We start from the raw sequence: 24,738 nt of genomic DNA, 5'->3' as shown, positions 1-24,738 counted from the left end.
CCCCTAAAAATCATTTTTAATATCTTCCTGCATATCAGAAAATACATTATTTAATGAAATCAATGCATCTTTCCCAACTAAAAGACAATCTTTAAAAAGTTCCTCCAGCTCTATATCTGATTTTCTCGATAATACAGCATGACATACCATAGGCATATTAACACCGGCAATAGCTTTAAAATTATTATCTTTCAACAGTTTCAAAATTACATTAGATGGTGAACCTCCTAAGATATCCACAAACACTAAAACACCCTTATCACAATTAAGATTATTTATCGTTTCCAAAATCTTATCAGTAAATTTCTCCATGCTGTCTCCGTAATAAAGTCCTACCGTTTGAAATTGTTCTTGCTTGCCGGCAATCAATTCAACAGCACTTTTTAATCCGTCGGCAAAACCACCATGCGTTACCAATAAAATACCAATCAATTATATGACCTCCCTTTCAAATTATTTACAATTTTATCACATTTATATTATTTATATATTTTTCCACATTAGAAAAATCTCCTAAAGCATTACTTTCAGCAACATTAGCACCTGTCGCCGCAGATTTCTTCAATGCCAGTTCGACTTCACCCCCCTGCAAAAATTCACTCAAGAATGCTGCCAAAGCCGAATCACCAGCACAGGCAGAACTGAGTAATTTTATTTTTTGTGCTGTTGAATAATATATTTGGCTTCCATCTGTAAAATAGGCTCCTTTGTCTCCCATCGTAAGCAAAATATTCTGCGCCCCTTGGGCAATAAGATTCTGCAATGCGACAATGATTTTTTTATTCGTGTCAAGTTCATAACCAAAGATTTCCTTGACTTCATCATCATTCGGTTTTATTAGAAAAGGTCTGTATTTCAGCAAATCTTTCATCTTAGGAGAGCTTATATCTAATATCAGTCTTATTTCTTTTTCTCGACATATTTGAGCTATTTGTTCATAATATACATCTTTTATCCCAGGTGGCAGGCTGCCGCTTATCAACAGGTATTCACAATCGCAAAGATTTTTTATCTCATTTAACATCTCCATCTGCTTCGTCGGTTTAATAAACGGCCCTTTATTGACAAACTTATACTCATCAGTTCCGTCATTTAAAAAAACATTTATTCTTGTAATATCATCAATCCATACCGGATTTACTGCAATACCGATATTTTCTAATGCATCCACAATATATCTGCCGCTGAATCCACCGAAAAATCCCATGACAATTGATTTATAATTAAAATGTTTTAATACAATCGATACATTCACCCCTTTGCCATTTGGAGTATATACTGGGTTCCATGTTCTATTTACATAATTCTTCTTAATATTTTCTCCTGTCATGTTGAAGTCAATAGCAGGGTTCATCGTCAAGGTATAAATCATTCATCATTCTCCTTAAATCAATATCTACCTGCACTTTTACAAACATTAATTTTATGTTCTACTACTTTTTCCATTGCCTTTTTCCCCGGTGTCATGTATTTGCGTGGATCATTTGCTTCCGGATTATTGATAAAATATTCTTTTACCGCCTGTGAAAAAGGTATTTTCAAATCAGTTGCTATATTTACTTTGCATATTCCCAGCCCAATAGCTTTTTCCACTAATTCATCAGGTACATCTGATGCTCCATGTAATACCAAGGGAATGGCAATCTTACTCTTAATAGCTTTGAGCCGGATAAAATCAAGTTTAGGTTTTCCCTTATATAATCCATGAGCCGTACCTATCGCTACAGCCAGTGAATCTACTTTAGTGGCTTTTACAAATTCAACTGCGTTATCCGGATCGGTATAAACAGCATTTTTTTCATCTACCACCACATCGTCTTCGATTCCTACAAGCTTACCTAATTCTGCTTCAACAGTAGTATCATAACGATGTGCATATTTTACTACTTCTTTAGTTTTAATTATATTTTCCTCAAATGGTAATTTTGAAGCATCTATCATACAAGATCTAACCCCCGCATCAATTGATTGCTTTATTTTTCCTATATCTTCAAAATGATCCAAATGAACAGCAACAGGTATGGTTGTTTCCGCAGCAGCTACTTGAGCCATTGCTACCAAATACGCAGCACCTGCATATTCTACAGTTGACGGTGTAGCAGCAATAATCAACGGTGACTTCATTCTAGCCGCCACGTTTACAACAACCTGCAATGTTTCCATATTATGAATGTTAAAGGCAGGAACAGCATAATTTTTTTCCTGTGCATCAATGAGCATCTGTTTTGTTGATAATATCACTATTACCACTCCTATTCATTTCATCTTATGGTGTCATTATAAAATAATTAATTATGAAAATCTTTTCGCAATTTGAAAAACGAAAAAAGCGTTATATTAATTACAGCATAAGTAATTAATATAACGCTTATAACACTTTTCTTTTTTTATACTTTATCATTATTTTTTTCTACTAAATAATCAATTATTATACGTGAAATCATCGACAATGGAATACGCGAGGTAACATCAAATTCTTTAATAGCAATTTTCTTATGATAATATCCCAGCAGGTAATGTGATGCATATTTTAGCAGTGGACTGCTGGAGGCACAAGTTATAACCACCAGATTTACCTTGTTCAAATAACAATTTTCTGCCACTTTTATAAGTTCCCGGGTTTCTCCCTTTAACGAAAATAATATAACCAGCTGATTATTGGAACGTTGGCTTAATTTAACCATAATCGTAGGGTCTTCCGTGGCCAGCACATTATATCCCAGCAATTGCAGCCGCAAAGCAAATTCACGCACTACCTGTTCTGTAGGTCCTCTGCCAAAAACATAAATTTGTTTATCAACAGCTCCCGTTATTTCATTTACCACATCCAATACGTCTTTTAATGATATCCTTTGTAAAACTTCATTTGCCTCTACTAATGTTTTTTTCATTATTTCATTTATACTTATTAAATCTTTATTATCTTTTGGCAAATTCAGTTTATATCGCAATTCGTTGAATCCATTTATACCACATTTTCTGATAGCCCTGGAAACAGTTGCCGGTGAAGTAAAAGTCTCAAATGCAATGTCCACAATCGACATACTGGACAATTCTTTTTCATTGTCATTTATGTATTGAATAATAGAGACTTCAGTTTTTGACAGTGTTTCCATTATATGCCTGTCAATATTTATCAACATATAAAACTCTCCCATATTTATTTAATTAATTTTACTATATTATAAATGGTTAACTTATTCAATGCATATTTTCCTTTGATATAAACCTCGCTGCTATTTTCTGATTTTTTTATCCTAAAATTTATCAAATGTATATCCTTATTATGTTGTTTTTTGATTTTTTATTGCTTATTATGTTATAATATACAATATATTCATAATATTTAGAGGAGGAAGGAAATGAAAAATTTGAGAAAACTGTGTTCTTTTATCATTGCAATTACAATGATAATTGGCATCACAGTTTACACACAAGCAGCATCCAGAGAAGAACTGTCTAGTATTCATGTCTCCCAAGCAGGTGATTTCAAATATTGGACGGACAATTCCCCTGCCAAGCAGATACTAGTCAATTATGTCAAAGACATTACCAACAAGAAAAGTCCTGATTTCGTCCCTGTGCAAGATCGTATCGCAGTTTTTGACCTGGATGGTACATTAATTTGTGAAACGACTCCATCTTATTTTGAATGGATGATGTATCTGCATCGTGTTCTGGATGATCCCACATATACACCACCAGCAGATGTTCGTACTGAAGCTCTCGCAGTTAAAGACGCTATCAAAGAGGGTCATATGCCGCCGGAAATGGAACGGGATGAAGCTATTTCTCAAGCGAAAGCGTTTTCCAATATGACTTTCCCTGAATATACCAAATACGTCCGTGATTTTATGCAGACTCCTGCAGAAGGAATGATTAATCTTAAACGCGGTGAATCATTCTATATGCCAATGGTTGAAGTAGTCTCCTACTTACAATCAAACGACTTTACTGTCTATATCGTATCTGGTACTGACAGACCTGCTTTGCGTGTACTTGTTGACGGAGTTTTAAAAATTGCTCCCAACAATATCATCGGTACCGATACCGCTATCCTAGCTTCTCATCAAAATGGCAAAGACGGTCTCGATTATGTCTATTCTAAGGATGATCAATTAGTTCGCGGTGATTTCATACTTAAAAATGTTAAAATGAACAAGGTTTCTAATATTGCCAGAGAAATAGGCAAACAGCCAATATTAGCCTTCGGCAACAGCAGCGGTGATTTTAGTATGTACCAGTACACTATCACAAATAACAAATACAAGAGTGCTGCTTTTACTTTACTTTGTGATGATACCAGCCGCGAGTTTGGCAATCAACAGAAAGCTGATGCTATGGCTAAAAGTGCTAAGGACAATGGCTGGACAGTAATTTCAATGAAGAATGATTTTAAAACTATTTATGGCCCAGGTGTAAAAAAGGCTGTCATAACAAATAAATAATTTCTTACTGACTGCGATTTAACGAAAACTATTAATAAAAATCGACCTTCTATAATCATTTAGAAAGTCGATTTTTATTTTAGTCATCATTTATACTTTTCTTCTGTCTTGCGTACATTTTTAACTTGTTTTCCACTTGTAATAATTGTCCATTCATCTTGACAATTTTTTCAAGAATTTTTTGTTTATGTTCCCGCAGTAAACATTCCCGTTTATCAATTGTCGTTTCCCCAGCCATACTCCATTCAATAAAATGCCGAATATCTTTTATCGGCATCCCTGTATCCTTTAGACAGCAAATCATCCCCAGATAAAGTAATCCATCTTCATCGAAAATTCTTTGTCCATTTTTATCACGTTTTAAAAAACTAAGTAATTTTTCTTTATCATAATAGCGGATTGTATATATTGATAATCCCGTACGTCTTGCTGCTTCACCTATTTTAAAATACATACTTTTTCACTTGACCTCCAGTCAACTCTAGGTAGTAGTATTGAATCAGGAAGTTTATAATATTTCCAAAATAATTATTACACCAACAGGAGATGATGTAAATGGCTAAGTTTCTCTCATTTAAAAATAAAGTCGTTGTAATAACAGGTGGTATCAAAAATTTAGGCGGGCTTTCGGCCCAGGCATTTATCAAACAAGGTGCCAAAGTTGTAATCCATTATCATAGTATTACTGATCAGCCCCTGGCTGATCAGCTTTTGGCTAAAATACAGTCACTGAACGGAAAAGCAGTCCTTTACCAAGCAGATTTAAAAAGTGCTGACGATCTTAAAAATTTATTTGATTTTGCTGAAAAAACTTATGGGAAAATTGATATTGCCATAAATACCATTGGCAAAGTACTGCGAAAACCAATTGCTGATACAACAGAAAAAGAATTTGACCAAATGGATAATGTAAATAACAAAATAGCTTATTTTTTCATCAAAGAAGCCGAAAAACATATGAATGATAATGGGAAAATCATCAGTATAACCACCTCGTTATTAGCTGCTTATACAGATGGATACTCCACTTATGCCGGCAATAAAGCTCCACTCGAACATTATACCCGAGCCGCTTCGAAAGAATTTATGGCACGTGGAATATCCGTAAACACCATAGCCCCTGGGCCAATGGATACGCCATTCTTCTATGGTCAGGAAACTCCTGAACGAGTTGCTTTTCATAAATCGCAGGCACTAGGAAACAATCTGACTAAAGTCGAAGACATTGTTCCAATTATATTATTTTTAACTGGTGATGGCTGGTGGATAAATGGCCAGACTATATTTGCCAATGGTGGTTATACTACCCGCTGATTGACTCAGATTATGCAAAAGGGGTATCGCATGGACTTGTCTGTCATAAAGATGCAGTTCACTGCCGTGATGCGGTTTCCTGTCCTTTTTAAGGGCAGATAAAGGAAGTGAGTTATTGCATATTTATGAATGGGCTCAGTTACATACGACGCCCCTTTTGGTTTAAGCATCTGCAAAATCACTAGCAGAAAAAGAAAATGGCAGCAGTTCCTCCAAAGTTACTATCTTAATATTCCCTTTTAAATTTGCCATGATTATCTGCCCAATATTAAACTCAGCTATCACCTGACGACATGCACCGCATGGTGCTACCGGCCCATCTGCATCAGCAATCACCGCCAACGCTGTGAATTCTCTTTCGCCTGCCGAAACAGCCTTAAATATTGCCGTCCGTTCCGCACAATTAGTAATGCCATATGATGCATTTTCAATATTACAGCCACTATAAATCTTTCCGCTTTTAGCCAGCACCGCTGCGCCGACTTTAAATTTAGAATACGGACTATAAGAAAATTCCCGCGCCTTTTTTGCAGCCTCAATTAAATTATCAGTCTGCATATATCTCTCGCCCATTTACAATTTTTCAACCTTATCCTTTTCAATACGTGCAAATATCAATGGTATTGCCGGTGGTTTTTCATTACCTATTTGTATTGCTTCCTCATACATATTTTCTGCTTGTTCCAATGTATTTTTTTGAGATGTGTAAAGTGTCGCCAGACTTTCTTCTTTCCGCACATATTGTCCATATTTCTTTTTGATTATTATACCTGCTGAAAAGTCAATAGGAGCATCCTTAATTTCACGTCCAGCTCCCAGTACAACTGAAGCTACGCCACATTTTTCAGCATCCATTTTGGTAATATATCCTGTTTTATCAGCCAACACTTCTTTACTATACGGCGCCTTGGCAAACTTATCCGTATTTTTCAGCACACTGGTATCACCGCCTTGGGCCGCGACCATTTCAATAAATTTTTCCAATGCGCTGCCATCAGCAATAGATTTTTCTGCCATTATCCGGCATTCAGCCAAACTGCCTTTATCCACAAGATAAAGCATATTGGCTGCCAACTGTAAACATATTTCAGTCAAATCTTCCGGACCATTACCCCGCAGTGTATCAATCACTTCTATTATTTCTAATGAATTACCAACTGCATGTCCTAATGGAACATCCATATCAGTGATAACAGCCGCCATCTTCCGTCCGGCATGTTCACCAATTGCAACCATCTTTTGTGCCAGTTCAATAGAATCGTCCAAAGTTTTCATGAAAGCACCGCTGCCTGTTTTTACATCAAGCAATATACAATCACTGCCTGCAGCCAATTTTTTGCTCATAATCGATGATGCAATCAACGGAATGCTATCCACAGTTGCTGTCACGTCACGTAGTGCATATATTTTCTTATCAGCCGGAGCCAGATTACCCGTTTGTCCAATTACTGCTGCACCGATTTTGTTGACAACAGCAAAAAATTCCTTTTGAGTAAGTGCCGTCCTCATACCGGGAATTGCTTCCATTTTATCTATTGTCCCACCAGTATGTCCCAAGCCGCGGCCGGACATTTTAGCGACTTTACCTCCACAGGCAGCAACAATCGGTACAATTACCAAAGTAGTTTTATCACCTACACCACCTGTACTGTGTTTATCCACTTTTTTCCCTTGTATCGCTGATAGATCTATCGTATCTCCTGATTTTGCCATCACTTGTGTCAAAACCGATAACTCATGATCATTCATGCCCTCGAACCAGATAGCCATCAACATTGCTGCCATCTGATAATCAGCAATTTCTCCGCCAACAAATTTATTGATCATATATTCAATTTCCGCATCAGTTAAAACATTACCATGCTTTTTTTTGGTAATAATATCAAATATTCGCATAATTACTCACCTCATACAGATAAATCATCTATTCCATATTTTGTCAGTCAGACTTTTACCCTGTGTCATAAGTTCAACGTCAAAAAAATCTGTCACTGTCGCTGCAACATCAGCAAACGTCGGCCTTGTCCCCAAATTGACCCCTGCTTTTATCGGCCTGCCATAAATGAGCAGCGGTACATATTCTCTCGTGTGATCAGTTCCAGGAGCCTTAGGATCACAACCATGATCAGCTGTTATCATCAAAACATCGTCATTATGCATTTTATTTATAAAACTGCCCAATTGTCTATCAAACACTGTTGCCGCTCTGGCATAACCGTCAACATCGCGCCGATGTCCATATTTCATATCAAAATCCACTAAATTAACAAAACAAAGTCCCTGAAAATCATCATCCAGCAATGCTATCGTCTTATTCATTCCGTCCTCATTACCCTCAATGGGGATATGACGACCTACACCCCGGGCGGCGAATATGTCAGATATCTTCCCCACACAGACAGTAGCCAGATTATTTTTCTGCAGGACATCCAGCATAGTATCAGCCGGCGGAAGCAAAGAAAAATCATGACGATGCGGTGTTCGTTCATAATTGGGAAACCTGCCAACAAAAGGTCTGGCTATAATGCGTCCGACACAATGATCTCCCTGCATTATTTTCCTTGCAATTCGGCAATATTCATACAATTTTTCCAAGGGCACTATCGATTCATGAGCCGCAATCTGCAATACACTATCAGCTGATGTATAGATGATTAAAGAACCAGTCTGCTCATGTTCTTTCCCATAATCATGAATTACCTGCGTTCCTGAATAAGGCTTATTACACAGAATTTTCCTGCCAAAAGCATTTTCTAATTCATCTATAACTTCATTTGGAAATCCATTGGGATACGTTGGCAATGGCTCCGATGAAACTATTCCAGCGATTTCCCAATGTCCAATAGTTGTATCCTTGCCCATTGATCTTTCTCTCAATCGGGCAAATGAACCACTTGGACCTTCTTCTTTATCCATATAATCGATACCATCGATATTAAATAAACCTATTTTTTTCATATTTGGTGTTGCGTAATATGGAGATGTCGTAATAGAGTGCAGCGTATTACAATCATCACTGTCACCAAACTGTGCGGCATCAGGTTCTGCCCCGATACCACAGCTGTCCAAAACAATCAAAAATACACGTTTCACTTTCATCATTTACTGCCTCCTACACAAAATACTGCCATCATTGATTATTGAAAATCAGAAAATAAATCAACAAGAAATAACAAACCTAATGCGTATACCAAAGGATGAACCTGCCTTGCCTTACCTGCAAAAACCTTCATCAGCGGATACATAATAAATCCAAAAGCCAGACCTGTAGAAATACTGCCGGAAAAAGTAATCATCATCACTAACAAAAGCACCGGAAACCATTCAGTAAAATCATTAAACTTTACATATTGCAGCTGACACATCATCATCGTGCCGGTTATTATAATAACCGGTGCTATAGCACTTGGTGGTATGTAACCTAAAAACGGTATAAAAAATAACGCTGCAATAAATAGCATCCCTGCTGTAACTGCCATCTTGCCATTGCGCCCTCCACTGGCAATTCCTGCTGCACTTTCAGCTGCCACGACTGTAGGACAACTTCCCAGCATGCTTGAAAATACAACTACTATCGATGATATTGAAAAGGCTCTGCCAAAATTTTTATTATCCGGCAATATACCTTCTAATATTCCAATTGTATCGAAAACTAATATCATCGTCATTGAAAAAACGGCCAACCAAAAACGAAGGCTAAAAATATTTGTAAAATCCATCTGCCATACAATATCCTTATATGACCATAAATCGTTTAAACTGACTGATATTGGTGAAGCAGTTCCAATTCCCATAGCAGTACCAATAATGCTGACTACTGCAATGGCAATGAAAAAATTACCTCTTACCTTACGCAAATATAATATTATGCTCAATACCAATCCTAAAAGCGTTAGTATTGCTGCCGAATTTTGCAGTGATGCCAATTGAATAATCGAATTTTTTCCGGTTTCTATTAATTCACCTTTTTCCAGTCCTATCTCAACTAAAAACATCCCTATACCAGCGGTAATAGCGTGTTTCAATGACTGTGGTACAGCTTCAGCAATAATTTCAGCCAAAGGTGTGCAGGCTATAATGGTAAAAATCACTCCGGAAGTCAATGATATTCCCAAAGCTGCCCGCCAGCTGAATCCCATATTCAATACTACTGTATAAGAAAAAAACGCATTGACTCCCATCCCTGGTGCTAATACAATCGGTGCATCCGCCCATATTCCTGCCATTAAACAACCTATGATAGAAACAAAGACAGTAGCAAATACACCAAGCTGTATCGGAACACCTGCATCAGCCATAATAAGCGGATTCACCATAATAATATATGATATAGCAAAAAATGCTGTAGTCCCCGCTATAATTTCTGTCTTTAAATCTGTTCTATTTTTATTTCCAATAGTTGTCAACACTTATCTTCCTTTTATTTTTTCACCGTTTCCAAAGCAATTTTTATCATATCATTAAATGATTTTTCTCGTTCTTCAGCAGTGGTTTCTTCCCCCGTAATCAAATGATTACTGACTGTCAGAACAGCTAATGCCTGCACATGATATTTTGCTGCCAGCATGTACAAGGCTGCTGCTTCCATCTCCACAGCCAATATCCCATAAGATGCCAATTTGGGAATATCTATCTCGTCATTATAAAATCTATCTTCAGAAAGAACATTACCGACTTTTACTGGCATTTTATTATTTTCAGCCACTTCGTAGGCTTTATATAAAAGTGAAAAATCGGCTAATGGTGCGTAATTTATTCCTGCTCCAAATGTATTTAGCACTATTCCTGAATCAGTAGTGGTTCCTTGGGCAATTACTACATCACGTACCCGTATAGAATTGTTTACCGCACCGCAAGTACCCACACGAATAAGTTTTTTTACACCATAATCATTAATAAGCTCATTTGTATATATTGAAATTGAGGGCATTCCCATGCCTGTCCCCTGTACTGAAACCGGCGTCCCTTTATACAGCCCTGTATAGCCAAATGCATTTCGTATCTTATTGTAACACTTTACATCATCTAAAAATGTTTCGGCAATGTACTTAGCCCGCAATGGATCTCCTGGTAATAAAACTCTTTCGGCAATTTCATTACTTTTAGCTTCAATATGTGTACTCATGATAAGTCTCCTCTTCTAAATAAATTGTTTTATTAATTTATAGTTGTTAAAATATAGTTATCTTTTTAAGTGAAGTGATTTCATGCAACAGTTGTACAAACTTATAGATGCTATTCCCGAATCTATACAAGGTAAGCTGATTAAAAGAAATATCTCTGCTGGTGAAACAATCCTTTATAAAGGTGAGGATGTCCAGCATGTTTATATTCTCATCAAAGGAATAGTCAGTGTCAGCAGCAAATTCAAAAATGGTCAACGTATACTTTTGCCCAATTCGGAGCTCCCAGTTTTATTGGCGAAGTAGAAAGCTTGGCTGAACAGCCCATTTATGCTGCAAATGTGCAGGCTGTTACCCCTTGCACCACTTTATCCATGCCCACTTCCACTTTTTGGCACTGGCTGGAAAGTGATACTTCCTTTTCACTGCTGATGGCTCAGCTGGTTGCCACAAAAATGTACCCCAGCTCTAATAATAATGGTACTATTAAATTCATGTCCGGTAAACAAAAACTTTTGCATTATCTTATTGACCAACACTTACCGTATGATAAAAGCTATTTTACACTGACTATAAAAAAATATCCAATTTCTTTATAAGTTGCTCCAACCAGCTATACAAAACCAGCGGCAGCGGCACTGACAATCTGACGTCCTACGGAAAATTGCGTCAAAAACCATGCTACAAATATATTTAACACAAATAATATACCGACTGAGCGCCAATTAATACACTTTTTCTTCTTAGAAAATAACACTGCTATTGCCATAAAAATAACTATATCGAAACAGTTTATTATAAAAAACATAATTTTTACCTCTTTTTACGAATTTTTATAATATCTACATTACCAAATATATTACATAAAATTCACATAAAAAAGGTCATGTATCTCTTTTAAAAATAATTATAATAAAAATAGACTTTTGTCTTGATGGCAAAAGTCTATTTTTATTATAATTATTATATTTTATTTATAAACCGACTGACCGGTTTATAAATAATCCATACCAATATGGAATTAATACCGGCCTTGAGCAAGTTAAATGGGATTATTATCGGCAACAGCATTTCAATTACTTGTTTTATTGATGCCCCAAGAAAAAATGGCGTAATGAGCAAATTAAACACAACCATTACAACGGTCATCGTTATTGTACCACAGATCAGAGCAACTTTAGCAGCACGTTTAGTCCTAGTATGATTATACAAAAGTCCTGCCATCACGACAAAACTTCCCGTTGCTGCAAAATGCATTAAAATGCCAATAGGTCCGCCATCCGTACTAATCAATATTCCCTGCAGCAATGCAGTAAAAGCTGTTAATATAATTCCTGCCGACGTTCCAAACAAAAAAGTACCTATCAAAATAGGAATATCCGCCGGATCGTACTTCAAATAAGGGGCAGCCGGTATGAGCGGAAAATTAACAGCAGCTACTAATACTAAAGATATGGCAATCAGCATTGACATACTCGTCAAGACTTTTATTCTTATTTTATTTTCCATAGATTATCCCCAGTTCATCATCTTCTATTATTGTATCATCCTGTCATATCATTCATTACACACATAATCAAACTGCATTGCGATATGCCAGCATAGCAGCAAACGGTCCTTTAACCGTTGCGAGCTGCATCGGTGGGCCAGTTTGCACGATGCGCCCATTTGCCAATACTAATACTTTATCAAATCTTTCAATGGCTGCCAAATCATGTGTTATTACTAAAATTGTACGTTGTCTGCCAATATTCACTATTGTATCAATTATTTCCTGAGCTGTTATAGCATCGAGCCCGGCTGTCGGTTCGTCAAGAATAAGCATATCGCTTTTACCGGCAAGTGCTATAGCAATTATCAATCGTTTACGCTGTCCTCCCGACAAGAACATGCCAGAGCGTCCTGTTTTAGTTGCCAATTTTTGTGGCGTATTTGTTACAAAATCATTTAAACCTGCTGCCATCAATGCCTTATATATCTCTTCATCAGTTATTGACGGATAAAGTATCCGAAAATTTTCACGGATGCTGGCCGCAAAAATATACTGTTCCTGTAAGGCTACTTTTATATTTTCTCTGATTTTTTCTACAGGAATATCATTATAAGGATCGTTATGCCAGTAAACAGTCCCATCATTATACGGTAAAAGCCGTACTAAAAGATTTACCAGTGTACTCTTCCCAGTTCCACTGCCACCCACAAGCGCTACTTTTTCTCCAACCTGCAGATGAAAATTTAATCCGTCAAACAAATTTTTTTCATCATATCCAAACGATATATTTTCAACTGTCAGCAAATTTTTATCTGGAATGCGTTTTGTCTGTTGGATGGGTAACATTGTATTGCGAACCTGCAGTAATGAATCAAGTCGTTCAATGGCTGATGCAGCCTTATTCCATTGTTTTCCCATTCCGGACAATGGTACCAATATTTCCAAAGCGGCCAGTACCGCCAGCAGCAATACTGCTGCCTTTACCGCAGTGATATACGGTAATATCGTTATAAAAATTGCCAAAATACTAACCACTGCCGCTGCTGCTATGACCTGAGCCATAGTACCTGCTAAAATTTCTAAATGAAAACTTTTTTCTTCCTGTCCGATCAAGAAGTCAATTTTATCATTAGTAATTTGTCTTCTTACCCTTCCGTAATTAAACGCAGCCATGTCTCTTACACCATTAATATATTCACAAATTTCTCCTTCCAAAGAAATTTGTTTTTCCCTATGCGGGCAGAAAATATAAGGCAGCAACAACCCTATTGATAAAAATGCCGCAGCCAAAACAACCGCCGCCCCCAGACTATAAGGCAGTATGAATAAAAATAATGCAACAGTCAGCAACATTCCACCCACTGGTGGTAAAACTAATCTTAAAACAGCATCACGCAACTCATCAAGGGACTCTATCACTATAGTAAATACGTCACCATTATTTAAAACTTCCTTGCTGAATGGCAAAGCATTTGCCACGTTTATATATATTACCTGTCTGAGTCGCTGCCAGACTAAAAAAGCTGCATTATGGGAAATATAGCGTTCAGCATAACGAAATACAGCACGAAAAATACCACAGGTCCTGACACCGGTTATCGCCAAAGAAAGCATGTAAAGAGGAGTATGCAATGCTGCATTAGTCACCAAATATGCTGATGCCGCCATCAAACCTACTATACTCATATCACATAAAAATCCCAGCAATACTGACAACAATATAATGGGCAAAAGCGGCCTTGTCATCTGCCATAATTTTTCTTTCAAATCAGGCTTCCCCCCATTGTACTGTTAACCATTTTATAATACAATGCCTTATTACGTTTCAACTCACTGTCAGATCCATGTTCAACTATTTTTCCACGGTCCATCACATATATGGCATCAGCCTGCTTTATTGATGCCAAACGATGCGCAATAATTACTACCGTTTTACCTTCTGACAGTTGCCGAATTCCCTCTTTTACCACTTTTTCTGTTATTGAATCAAGACTTTCAAGTGGTTCATCAAGTAGTAAAAGTGGAGCATCAGATAAAAAAGCCCGTGCCAAAGACAATCGTCTCATCTGCCCACTGCTCAATTTTCTACTATCATCACCGATAATGGTATCAAGCTGCTGTGGCATCGCCGCAATAACCTTTGTTAATCCTGCTGCGCTAATCGCTTTTTGCAATCTCTCAGCATTAACTTTTCTGCCAAGACAGATATTTTCCCTTATACTTGCGTTAAATATATATGCCCGCTGCGCTACATATGCTATATTTTCCCGCAATGAATCAGTTGCAATAGTTCCTATATCCTCTCCATTTATCAATATTTTACCTTTATCAGGCTTAGCAAATTTCATCAGTAATGAGAAAACAGTTGATTTTCCAGCACCACTCCTACCGATCAACGCCGTAACTTTTCCGGCAGCAAACTCCATGTTGATATCACGAAGAACATTTTCCCGATTTGCATTATAATTAAACCCCACTCCGGTAAAAACAATACAAGGTGCAGAGTCTAAATGTATTTTTTTCTTACAAAACTGTTCTCTGGTAATCTTATCATCAAGTAAATTATATATTTTAGGTGAATTTGTCAAAGCATCCATCGCCTGATGAAACATACTACCAGTTTGACGCAGTGGTTTATAAAATTCCGGAGCCAATAATAAAATAAAAAATGCCGCTAAAAAAATCGTTTGCCCTGATAATAACCTAAAACCGATGTTTACCGCTATTATTGCAATACTCAGCGTCGCAATCAACTCCAAAAAAAATGCTGACAAAAAAGCTATACGCAAAACTCTTAAAACTGCTTGGGAAAATAGTTCTCCGGTATCTACAGCTTTTTTTAACTGATTTTTCGTCTGATTATAAACTTTAATAACTGACATTCCTGACAAAAGATTCATAAACAACTCACTAAGCCGCGATAAAGCTGTCCATTGACGATTATTTTCAACTTGAGCCTTTTTACCTATAAGTATCATAAAAAATGGAATAAGTGGCATTGTCAATAGAAATATAAATCCAGATATCCAATCACAATAAAAAGCTGCGGGAAGTATAACAAGCGGTATCACGACAGTGACTATCATTTGCGGTAAAAACTGGGCAAAATATGCATCTAATGAATCAATTCCTCTGGTTAGCAATGGTAACAAATCCGTATTATCGTATATAGAAGAAAGTGGACTGCTTTCACTCAATTTGTACACCAACGCCCGACGTATGCGTCTGCGAATGCCGACAGAAATTGAATGTGTTACAGCATGTATCCCATATCCTAATCCCGTTTCCGCCAAAAAAAGCACAAACAGCAGTACTAACTGTGGTACTGCTGTTTGTAAACTTAATTGAAAGAATAACATCCCATTGATTATATCTGCCAGATAATAACACCGTGCGATAATTACACCTGCTAAAACAATATCCGCTAAAATAATAGCATATATTTTGCATCTATACGGCTGTAACTCACTTAGCAAATTCTTATCAAACATAAATGAAATTCCTTATCACTTTATAATTTTACTATTAATATTCCAAGTCTTTAGCCGTTACACGTTTCCTGAATATCCAATACGACCATGCCTGATAAATTAATACAAGCGGCACAAAAATCACCGCAGCAACCGTCATAATAGATAATGTGTAAGGAGAAGATGATGCATTAGTTATTGTGAGGCTCCAGTCCGGATTCATCGTAGAAATCAATATCCGCGGGAAAAGACCGACAAAAACACTTATAGTAGTGAACACAACTGCTAAAGCACTGCCAATAAATGCTGCACCGCATCTGCCCTGGCGACGAGCAATAATTGCCAGTACAAAAACAATTGCCGCCAGTATCATTAAACCAAGACATAACGAAGATTTGAACATATCCGTATTAGCATAAGTCAATGCCATGCATAATACATAAAAAATTGCTGCTGTACCACCCAGACATGTGCCGACTAAACGCAGCCGCGGCATAAGATGCGACTTTGCATCAAGTTTCAAAGATAAATAAGTCACGCCATGAAAAGCAAATACAAGAACAAATGTTATTCCACCGACAATAGTATATATTGACAATAAATCCCAAAATGTTCCCATATAAATCTTATCACTATTTATCATAAAACCTTTCATGAGATTAGTCACTGCTACTCCCCATAAAAAGGCTGGTAAAAAGCTGCCGATAAAAATCATCCAATCCCACAGGCTGCGCCAACAGGATGTATCATGCTTACTCCGAAATTCAAAAGCCACCCCGCGTACAATTAAACCTATGAGCATCAGAAACAATGCCATATAAAATGCACTGAACATCGTGGCATACACATGCGGAAAAGCTGCAAACATTGCTCCTCCAGCTGTAATCATCCACACTTCATTACCATCCCATACAGGTCCGATGCTGTTTATAAACATACGACGCTCAATATCATTCTTAGCGGCAAAAGGCAATAATATGCCAACGCCATAATCAAATCCTTCTAAAAAGAAGAAGCCGGTAAATAAGACAACAACAAGAATAAACCACAACACCTGCAAATCCATTATAAACCGCTCCCTTCTTCAGTTACATCCTTTCTGACAATCTTCACAGCTACAAATATCGCAGCTATTGCCAGTAAAGCATATACTGCAGTAAAACCAATCAACGATATCCAAACTTCCAATGAAGTTATATTTTGTGAAACAGCATCGCCGACCTTTTGCAATCCGGTAACCATCCATGGCTGACGTCCACATTCAGCAATAATCCAGCCAACCGTATTAGCTATAAACGGTAAAAATATAGCGAGCGACAATAGGCGAAGCCAGCCCGTATTATATTCAGAAAGACGATTTGTATAACTCATATACAAAGTTACAAGCATCAACAACAGCATGATGCCGCCGCAAGCCAGCATAATACGAAAACTCCAAAACAAAAGTTCTACATTTGGTATGTAATTATCATATCCGTACTGCTGCTGTTCTTCAGACTGCAATGCTTTTATTCCTTTAACTTCTCCTGTTGGTGAATTATTGAGCATAAATGACAATGCATACGGTATATCTATGACATTGGTATTTTTTTCCTTATTCATATCTATATTCGCATATATCGTAAATGGTGCGGGATCTGCATTGTTCCAAAGAGCTTCCATTGAAGCCAGCTTCATCGGTTGATTATGTCCCACATACTGTGTGTGCAAGTGTCCGCTGCCCATAACTGAAAAAATTCCAATAATTGCATATATAGCCCCTATTTTAATACCAGTCTTAAAAATAGCAACATTTTCACGACGCAGCAGTTTATAGGCACTCACTGATACAACCAATATCCCTGCTGTCACTATCCCTGAAGTCAATACATGAGCAAATTGCCCAAATACATACGGATTAGTAAGTAATGCTCCAAAGTCAGTCATTTCAGCTCGGCCATTATTAATTACATAACCGACCGGATGCTGCATAAAAGAATTCGCCACCAAAATCCAAAATGCCGACAAGTTACTGCCAAATGCTACCAACCATATGGATAAACAATGTACTTTAGCTGGTAAACGATTTTCACCAAAAATCCATACCCCAAGAAAAACTGACTCCAGAAAAAATGCTGACAATGCTTCCAGTGCCAACGGTGCACCAAAGATGTCTCCCATAAATCTTGAGTACTCCGACCAATTCATCCCAAAATGAAATTCTTGTACAATGCCTGTGACTACGCCCATAGCAAATGAAATTACAAATAATTTGCCAAATAACTTCGCCAACTGTTTATAAACAATTTTCCCATTTTTTAAATATATTGTCGATAATACAGCGACTAAGAACGACAATCCAAGTGATAATGGAACAAATAAAAAATGGTATATTGTCGTTACAGCAAATTGCAGGCGCGACAATGTGATAACGTCCATATCTGCACCCTTCCTCTCCAAAATTAAATTATAAATTCTTCTTATAGTATAATTTTTTACAGCATAAAATGCAATCTATTATTAATTAATAATTAAAATCCTCTTTATAATAAGACTATTCTATATATAGTATACGCTGTTATTCAGCTATATTCCTTCCCATTTTCTTACGCCATAAATCACATAATTTTGAACCAAAATATCATAAAATAAAAAGGGGCTGTGAAATAACGCCCTGACAAATAAAAAAGAGGTCCGTCAGCTCGGAAGAGCCGATGGACCTCTTTTTGTGGTAAAATTTTACGTACGAATGAAAAACATTACCCCTAATCATTTTAAAGTAAAACAGGCATTTTTGCCACTATTCATTTCGGATTTTCTAGATATTTGTGATCCTGTGCTGGTTTTTGACAGATTTATGGAGGAAATCGACTTGGAGAAGTACCTGAAAAATGTTCCGGAACACGTTATCGGACGCATCAGATACAACCCAACCAGCATGTTGAAAACAATCTTATTTGGATTTATGACAAATGGATATATATCGCTCCGAGAGCTCGAAGATTCCTGTAAAGTCAATCTTCGCTTTATGTATCTCATGGAACATGAGACTCCATCTTATCGCACATTTGGTTATTTTATCGAAACTATGCTCAAACCATCCGTTGAGGAATTGTTCAGTGAGATCAACAATAAAATTTTTGCCAAAGATCATGTGGATTTAAGCCATCTGTATATCGATGGTTCCAAATTTGAGGCAAATGCCAATAAATATAGCTGGGTATGGAAGAAAGCAACGGAAAAATCCAGATATAGGCTTTTTGAAAAAGTCACGGTTTTACTCGATGAAATCAACGACGATCTTGCTAGTTTTGGCATTAAAATTGATACGAATTCCGAATACGTTCCTGAATATTTGGATGAAATAACGGATCGGTATGCCAAAATCTATGAAATAGATGAAACAAAATTTGTATATGGAAAAGGCCATCGAAAAACACCTCAGCAGCGCTATTATGAATGTCTTCAGAAATATACAGCCAAACTTAAAGAATATGTTGAAAAGATAAAAGTTTGTGGTCCAGACCGGAACAGTTATTCCAAAACAGACCATTGCGCTACATTCATGAGGATTAAGACAGATTATATGGGCAACGACCAGCTTCTGCCAGCCTACAATGTTCAATTTGGTATTGCGGATGAGTACATAGCTGTAACTGATGTAAATCAATACCGCTCAGATATGGATTGTTTTGTTCCTTTACTGGAGAAATTTCATAATACCTACGGATTTTATCCAAAGTATCCTGTTGCAGATGCAGGGTATGGTTCATACAACAATTATATTTACTGTGAGCAACACGGTATGGAAAAATACATGAAATTTACAATGTACAAGAAAGAAACCACGAATGCAAAGTATCGAGATAATCCGTTTCGCCCAGTAAATTTCAAGATTGATGAAGAAGGCACTCTGCGTTGTCCGGCTGGACAAGCATTTCATCTGCAATACAGACAAAATGTAAACGGGAATCGATACGGACGTCAGGAAGAGGTTTATCAGTGCGAAAATTGTACAGATTGTCCTTATGCTGCCGAATGTAAAAAGACGGATAAAAACAGGACGATTCGTCTTAATCAAGAACTAACCTCTATGCATCAAGAAGTAGTGAACAACCTAGAAAGCATTCAAGGAGCGCTTCTTCGTATGAATCGCTCCATTCAATCTGAAGGTACTTTTGGTATCATGAAAAACAACCGCTGGTACAAAAGAATAGTTCGAAAAGGCATGGAACAGGTACGTTTAGAGATTTTCCTAGTTTCTATCGGTTACAATCTATATAAATATTACAATAAAAGATTGAGAATCAAAAAAGCTGCATAAGCTGAAAAATTGCAGTTCTTATGGGGAAAGGGGAAGTATACTCTTTTTTTGGATTTATCTTGTGAAAATTTCAAAATGGATACAAAAAGGAGCTGTGACAAAATGATTTCTCATTTTGTCACAGCCCCTACAATATACATTATATAAAATAAATTATACTACTAATAATATATAAGCCCCAATACGTGTCAATAATATATATAACAAAATCAATAGCTGTGCAATTGATATCTATTACTACCGATTTTATTTTTTTGCTTTTTTTATTTTTTCTTCAAGAAAGGCAGCAAATTTTTTATGCTGACCAATAGCGAAACCGATGCGTTTTTTTACATCTTCATCATCAATATCATTCAACGCTTCTTCCATTTTATGACAGCGCTGCTGTACTGCAAAAAGCTCATCAGTCAATGGCTGCTTTGCACCCAGTCCTATACCATAAATAGAATCTATACACTCACGCACATTTGCGGCATAGCCCTTCTCACCCGACACTTTTTCTAAATAATCAACAATATAATAAATTATTTCATAAGGATTTTTTCCCTCATTAATCATCTTCATGATATCCATTTTTATATTTTGATCTTTACCATATGCCGGTTCAATAAATTTATTATTCATTATTCACACGCTGCATCAAAGATTATTTCTCTTACCAAATTTTCCCTGCAGATATTCCTTAATATCCGCAGCATGTTCCATGGACATTACCTTATTCATGGCTTCTTTGGCTTCAGCCATACTAACACTGCGAATCAATTCTTTGACACGCGGTATGGAAGGTGCACTCATTGAAAGTTCAGTGATTCCCATAGCCATTAAAATAACTGCTGCATACGGATCACTGGCCATTTCGCCACACATTCCTGCCCATATTTTATGTTCATTGGCAGAATCAATAGTCCGCTTAATAAGCGCAAGCACACCAGGGTTAAACGGATCATATAAATAACTTACATTACTATTGACGCGGTCAACTGCCAGGGTATACTGAATAAGATCATTTGTCCCGATACTAAAGAAATCCACATGTTTGGCAAATATTGGTGTCATAACCGCCGCTGCTGGTGTTTCCACCATTATACCAAGCTGTACATTATCAGAAAAGACTTTATCTTCCTGCTTTAGCATAGTCTTAGCCTCTCCAATGATCTGCTTAACCTTATCAATTTCACTGAGCCTTATGACCATCGGAAGCATCATTGCAGCTTTGCCATACACTCCAGCACGCAATATCGCCTTCACTTGCGGCATGAATATATCACGGCGTGCCAGACAAATACGCAATGCCCGCCAGCCTAAAAACGGATTTTCTTCCTTAGGTACATTAAGATAAGGCAGAGGTTTATCACCGCCAATATCCATTGTACGGATTACACACAACTTACCATTACACTTTTCAACAGCATCCCTATAAGCTTCAAATTGAGTTTCTTCATCAGGGGGTTCATCTTTTCCCATAAATAAAAATTCTGAGCGGAAAAGCCCAACACCCTCAGCACCAAAGTCAGTGACGGCAGTTTCTACATCAAGATGCGTGCTAATATTAGCCACAAGCATTACCCTATGCCCATCAGTGGTTTCTGCCGGCAGCGAAGTAAGCTCCGCATAATGCTGCTTCAGCTTATTTTGTTCATCAATAAGCTTTTCAAACGATTCCATCAATTCTTCAGTAGGATTGACAAATATTTCCCCAGTTTCCCCATTTACAATCACTTCATCGCCATTTTTAATCTCATCAATGCTCTTTTCCAAACCAACAACAGTCGGAATAGCGCGTGCTTTGGCAATAATAACGGCATGACATGTCGTGCTTCCCTGCCCTAAAATTACACCAGCGATCTGTTCTGTAGGAATGTTAGCAATGACGGATGGTTCAATTTCATGTCCGCATAGAATAATCGGATCATTACCTATATCCGGACCTTTTAACCCTAAAATACGACTTACGACACGTTTACCAACATCACGAATATCAACAGCACGTTCACGAAAATATTCATCAGCCATATTTTCGAAAATAGCAGCCGTTTCTTCCGATGCCAATAAAACAGCCCTTGGGGCAGACTTAACTTCTCCTACTTTGGCAATGGCATTATTTTTAAACATTGGATCCTGCACCATCGTACGATGTGCTTCCATAATGCCCGCCTGTTCGGTCATTCCCTTACTTTTCAAGGTTTTAACATTTTCTGCGAGGTCATCAGCAACAGCAGCAAATGCTTTTTCTACCTTGCTGATTTCTGATTCAACATTCTCCGGTGTATATAAATCCATGTATTTTTCAAAATCCTGCCCAACGAGCAGAACCTTGGCTATAGCAATACCGGTAATGACACCCTTGCCACGCAATTTAACTGACATAGATAGTCCCCCCTTGGAGCCATTTTCATACTAAAAGATCATTTTATTATTCTTCACCAAATTTAGATTTTATAAGATCTGACAATGCAGTAATAGCTGCCTGGTCATCTTCACCTTCAGCACTGATTGTAACATCTGTACCTTGCTGCAAACCAAGGCTCATGATCATAAGAATACTTTTAGCATCAATGGTCTTGCCCTTAGCTGTTAATTTGATTTTTGATTTAAATTTGTTTGCTGTCTGAACAAACATCGAGGCCGGACGAGCATGCAGACCTGTTTTGTTTTCAATAGTTAATGTTTTTTCCATGAGTTATATCCCCTTTTATAAAAAATTAATTCTCTAGCAGTTACACTGCACTTCTTAAATTATACCGAATACACAGTAAAATTACCAGCAAAAATTTACATAACCATATTATCATTTAACATAAATATTACTATTTTTATCTTGCCGATTTTTTTGCTTCTCACCGATATTTTAAATAATTGTTATTTTTCCAAAAAATATTATATAATTGTAAATAAACTTATTTGATTAAAGTTATCAAAACAGCATTGATATTATCAATAAAAACAAATTATATAGTCATATATAATTACAGGCTAAAGACGAAAGCACCTGCATTTATCCACAGCAGGTGCTTTCATCATATTTATCCACAAAATTTAATCTTAAAATGAATTTTTTCATTAAAAATGTCAAAGAAGAGGAAACTGCTGGTGGTAGTTTCCTCTTCTTTTTCTTCCACATTGCCAGCTTCTTTAAATTCATGCATGCGAAAGTGAGCGTTACCTGTAGTTTAATTTTTTCTAGGCCGCTCATTCTTGTATAACGCATTGCATGTTTTTCTTTTGCATCAGCAAAAACGCGCTCTATTGTTTGGCTTCTTAATTTATAAATATCCCTGTATTTAGGAACATACCGGTATTCTTCTGCAAGCTCCATATATTTTGACCATACATGCGAGGTTATGACTTTTACACAATTTTTACTATTAGTACACTGACTTAAAAGTGAACAGTTTTTACATGTTTTAGCATCACTTTTGTATTCACGGTAGCCTTCTTTATTGGTGGTTGAGTACTTTAAAACTTGGTTTGCTGGACAAATCATACAGTCATAATATTCATCATATACATACTCGTACTTACGAAAAAATCCCTGCTTAGTCATTGGTCGTTTATAAGGAACTGATGGTATTTTTCCATTTTTTATAATCTCTCTCATAATAGCAGGGGTTTTATAGCCGGCATCTAGCGCAACTACTTCATTTGTGTCATTGTATTTATCTAGTTTTTTATATACGCCATGAAACATTTGACTGTCATGGATATTGCCGGCTCCAACAACAAAATCCAATATGAAATTATTTTTATCACAAGCTGTATTAGCTACATAGGCAAAGCAACGTTCATGTTCTCCTTTTACAAATAATCCACTTTCTGGATCTGTCTTACTTTTGCAGATGCTTTTCCCTGATGGTGGCTTAGGCCCTTTTTTTGTAGGTTTTTTACCATGCTTTTTTCGATCAGCATCTATTTCTTTTTCCAATTCTTGCTGGTAATTTTTTATTGTTTGATCAACTTTTACACGTTCTTTTTTATTACGGTTAGCATTGGCCTTTATGTGAGTTCCATCTATAAAAATTGCACTGGTATCTACGAAACCTGCTTTTTGTGCTTCATCTAAAATCCTATAAAACACTCGTTCAAATATATCTGTACCTTCAAATCTTCGTTTGTAATTTTTACCAAACGTTGTAAAATGGGGGACTGACTCCATTAATCCGTAGCCTATAAACCAGCGGTATGCAACATTAACATCTATTTCTCTTATTGTTTGACGCATGCTTCTTATTCCAAACAAATATTGAATAAATACTATTTTAAATAAGGATACAGGATCTACTCCTAAATTGCCTTTTTGTGAAGTTGAGTACATTCCTTCCACTTCATCATAAATAAAACTAAAATCTATTGCTTCATCTATAGCACGAAGTATGTGATCTTTGGGAACTAAATCGTCCAGTGCTACAAATTGTATTTGTTTTTGTGATTGTCTATTTTTCTTTTCATACATAAAAAATTCCTCCCCAATATAATTTTACCATATTGGGGAGGAATTTGGGGTTATTGTCTACACTCTGAAATTATATAGTCATATATAATTACTATTTTATTTAACTCTTATATTCATAATCGAATGTAAGGTTATTGC

General features: G+C 36.8%; 25 protein-coding genes. 5 read left to right on the top strand and 20 right to left on the bottom strand.

Annotation, left to right across the window (positions count from 1 at the left end):
* Positions 1-3: 3 nt before the first annotated feature.
* The 4 genes from F8M42_RS00435 to F8M42_RS00420 all read right to left on the bottom strand — a co-directional run bounded on the left by F8M42_RS00435 (position 4) and on the right by F8M42_RS00420 (position 3,143).
* Positions 4-432, bottom strand: a complete 429-nt coding sequence (locus F8M42_RS00435; protein WP_182187477.1) for a PTS sugar transporter subunit IIA — start codon at positions 430-432, stop codon at positions 4-6.
* 25 nt (positions 433-457) lie between these two features.
* Positions 458-1,372, bottom strand: coding sequence for a 1-phosphofructokinase (gene pfkB / locus F8M42_RS00430; RefSeq protein ID WP_182187476.1), 915 nt, complete (start codon positions 1,370-1,372; stop codon positions 458-460).
* Positions 1,373-1,389: 17 nt separating this feature from the next.
* On the bottom strand, positions 1,390-2,241 hold the full coding sequence (locus tag F8M42_RS00425; RefSeq protein ID WP_182187475.1) for a tagatose bisphosphate family class II aldolase: 852 nt from the start codon (positions 2,239-2,241) through the stop codon (positions 1,390-1,392).
* Positions 2,242-2,387: 146 nt separating this feature from the next.
* On the bottom strand, positions 2,388-3,143 hold the full coding sequence (locus F8M42_RS00420; protein ID WP_182187474.1) for a MurR/RpiR family transcriptional regulator: 756 nt from the start codon (positions 3,141-3,143) through the stop codon (positions 2,388-2,390).
* Positions 3,144-3,362: 219 nt separating this feature from the next.
* Here F8M42_RS00420 and F8M42_RS00415 point away from each other — a divergent pair, with 219 nt between their 5' ends.
* Positions 3,363-4,448 (top strand): haloacid dehalogenase-like hydrolase, encoded by a 1,086-nt coding sequence (locus F8M42_RS00415; RefSeq protein ID WP_182187473.1) that lies wholly within the window; start codon positions 3,363-3,365, stop codon positions 4,446-4,448.
* Positions 4,449-4,527: 79 nt separating this feature from the next.
* Here the strand turns inward: F8M42_RS00415 and F8M42_RS00410 are convergent, their stop codons facing one another.
* Positions 4,528-4,902 (bottom strand): MerR family transcriptional regulator, encoded by a 375-nt coding sequence (locus F8M42_RS00410; RefSeq protein WP_182187472.1) that lies wholly within the window; start codon positions 4,900-4,902, stop codon positions 4,528-4,530.
* 101 nt (positions 4,903-5,003) lie between these two features.
* Between F8M42_RS00410 and F8M42_RS00405 the strand changes: the two genes are divergently transcribed.
* Entirely contained in the window at positions 5,004-5,762 is a 759-nt protein-coding gene (locus tag F8M42_RS00405) for an SDR family oxidoreductase (protein ID WP_182187471.1), read from the top strand.
* A gap of 162 nt (positions 5,763-5,924) precedes the next feature.
* On the opposite strand, the gene F8M42_RS00400 is transcribed toward F8M42_RS00405, so the two are convergent.
* From F8M42_RS00400 to deoD, 5 genes are read right to left on the bottom strand one after another with little or no spacing between them, the layout of a single operon-like run.
* Positions 5,925-6,320, bottom strand: coding sequence for a cytidine deaminase (locus F8M42_RS00400; protein WP_182187470.1), 396 nt, complete (start codon positions 6,318-6,320; stop codon positions 5,925-5,927).
* Positions 6,321-6,335: 15 nt separating this feature from the next.
* The gene (locus tag F8M42_RS00395; protein ID WP_182187469.1) at positions 6,336-7,658 is read right to left on the bottom strand and encodes a pyrimidine-nucleoside phosphorylase; all 1,323 of its coding nucleotides are present in this window, start codon (positions 7,656-7,658) and stop codon (positions 6,336-6,338) included.
* A 24-nt stretch (positions 7,659-7,682) separates the two neighbouring features.
* Entirely contained in the window at positions 7,683-8,864 is a 1,182-nt protein-coding gene (locus tag F8M42_RS00390) for a phosphopentomutase (RefSeq protein WP_182187468.1), read from the bottom strand.
* Between the two features lie 35 nt (positions 8,865-8,899).
* A complete protein-coding gene (locus tag F8M42_RS00385) occupies positions 8,900-10,168 on the bottom strand; it encodes an NCS2 family permease (protein WP_229711372.1) in 1,269 nt (422 codons plus the stop codon).
* A 14-nt stretch (positions 10,169-10,182) separates the two neighbouring features.
* On the bottom strand, positions 10,183-10,887 hold the full coding sequence (deoD, locus tag F8M42_RS00380; RefSeq protein WP_182187467.1) for a purine-nucleoside phosphorylase: 705 nt from the start codon (positions 10,885-10,887) through the stop codon (positions 10,183-10,185).
* A gap of 82 nt (positions 10,888-10,969) precedes the next feature.
* Here deoD and F8M42_RS13795 point away from each other — a divergent pair, with 82 nt between their 5' ends.
* The gene (locus F8M42_RS13795; RefSeq protein WP_182187466.1) at positions 10,970-11,191 is read left to right on the top strand and encodes a cyclic nucleotide-binding domain-containing protein; all 222 of its coding nucleotides are present in this window, start codon (positions 10,970-10,972) and stop codon (positions 11,189-11,191) included.
* Between the two features lie 5 nt (positions 11,192-11,196).
* On the top strand, positions 11,197-11,484 hold the full coding sequence (locus tag F8M42_RS00370; RefSeq protein WP_182187465.1) for a Crp/Fnr family transcriptional regulator: 288 nt from the start codon (positions 11,197-11,199) through the stop codon (positions 11,482-11,484).
* A gap of 14 nt (positions 11,485-11,498) precedes the next feature.
* On the opposite strand, the gene F8M42_RS00365 is transcribed toward F8M42_RS00370, so the two are convergent.
* The 6 genes from F8M42_RS00365 to F8M42_RS00340 form a co-directional block, all read right to left on the bottom strand.
* Complete coding sequence (locus tag F8M42_RS00365; RefSeq protein WP_182187464.1) at positions 11,499-11,693, bottom strand: Na+ dependent nucleoside transporter N-terminal domain-containing protein; 195 nt, start codon at positions 11,691-11,693, stop codon at positions 11,499-11,501.
* A 155-nt stretch (positions 11,694-11,848) separates the two neighbouring features.
* Entirely contained in the window at positions 11,849-12,394 is a 546-nt protein-coding gene (locus tag F8M42_RS00360; RefSeq protein ID WP_229711371.1) for an ECF transporter S component, read from the bottom strand.
* Between the two features lie 67 nt (positions 12,395-12,461).
* Positions 12,462-14,144, bottom strand: coding sequence for a thiol reductant ABC exporter subunit CydC (gene cydC / locus F8M42_RS00355; protein WP_182187463.1), 1,683 nt, complete (start codon positions 14,142-14,144; stop codon positions 12,462-12,464).
* Complete coding sequence (gene cydD, locus F8M42_RS00350; protein ID WP_182187462.1) at positions 14,141-15,868, bottom strand: thiol reductant ABC exporter subunit CydD; 1,728 nt, start codon at positions 15,866-15,868, stop codon at positions 14,141-14,143. Before cydD ends, cydC begins: the two co-directional genes overlap by 4 nt.
* A gap of 34 nt (positions 15,869-15,902) precedes the next feature.
* Positions 15,903-16,913, bottom strand: a complete 1,011-nt coding sequence (gene cydB / locus F8M42_RS00345; protein WP_182187461.1) for a cytochrome d ubiquinol oxidase subunit II — start codon at positions 16,911-16,913, stop codon at positions 15,903-15,905.
* On the bottom strand, positions 16,913-18,265 hold the full coding sequence (locus F8M42_RS00340; RefSeq protein ID WP_182187460.1) for a cytochrome ubiquinol oxidase subunit I: 1,353 nt from the start codon (positions 18,263-18,265) through the stop codon (positions 16,913-16,915). Before F8M42_RS00340 ends, cydB begins: the two co-directional genes overlap by 1 nt.
* A gap of 289 nt (positions 18,266-18,554) precedes the next feature.
* On the opposite strand from F8M42_RS00340, the gene F8M42_RS00335 reads away from it, so the two are divergent.
* Positions 18,555-20,150, top strand: coding sequence for a transposase (locus F8M42_RS00335; RefSeq protein ID WP_229711349.1), 1,596 nt, complete (start codon positions 18,555-18,557; stop codon positions 20,148-20,150).
* A 246-nt stretch (positions 20,151-20,396) separates the two neighbouring features.
* Here the strand turns inward: F8M42_RS00335 and F8M42_RS00330 are convergent, their stop codons facing one another.
* From F8M42_RS00330 to F8M42_RS00315, 4 genes are all read right to left on the bottom strand, one after another.
* Complete coding sequence (locus F8M42_RS00330) at positions 20,397-20,774, bottom strand: hypothetical protein (protein WP_182187459.1); 378 nt, start codon at positions 20,772-20,774, stop codon at positions 20,397-20,399.
* Positions 20,775-20,789: 15 nt separating this feature from the next.
* On the bottom strand, positions 20,790-22,517 hold the full coding sequence (ptsP, locus tag F8M42_RS00325; RefSeq protein ID WP_182187458.1) for a phosphoenolpyruvate--protein phosphotransferase: 1,728 nt from the start codon (positions 22,515-22,517) through the stop codon (positions 20,790-20,792).
* 46 nt (positions 22,518-22,563) lie between these two features.
* Positions 22,564-22,827, bottom strand: coding sequence for an HPr family phosphocarrier protein (locus F8M42_RS00320; protein ID WP_182187457.1), 264 nt, complete (start codon positions 22,825-22,827; stop codon positions 22,564-22,566).
* A 318-nt stretch (positions 22,828-23,145) separates the two neighbouring features.
* Complete coding sequence (locus tag F8M42_RS00315; RefSeq protein ID WP_182187276.1) at positions 23,146-24,600, bottom strand: IS1182 family transposase; 1,455 nt, start codon at positions 24,598-24,600, stop codon at positions 23,146-23,148.
* Between the last annotated feature and the right edge of the window lie 138 nt (positions 24,601-24,738).

This window comes from Pectinatus frisingensis, from assembly GCF_014076555.1.
In the GTDB taxonomy this organism is placed as follows: domain Bacteria; phylum Bacillota; class Negativicutes; order Selenomonadales; family Selenomonadaceae; genus Pectinatus; species Pectinatus frisingensis.
This window is presented reverse-complemented; position numbering and strand designations above follow the sequence as displayed.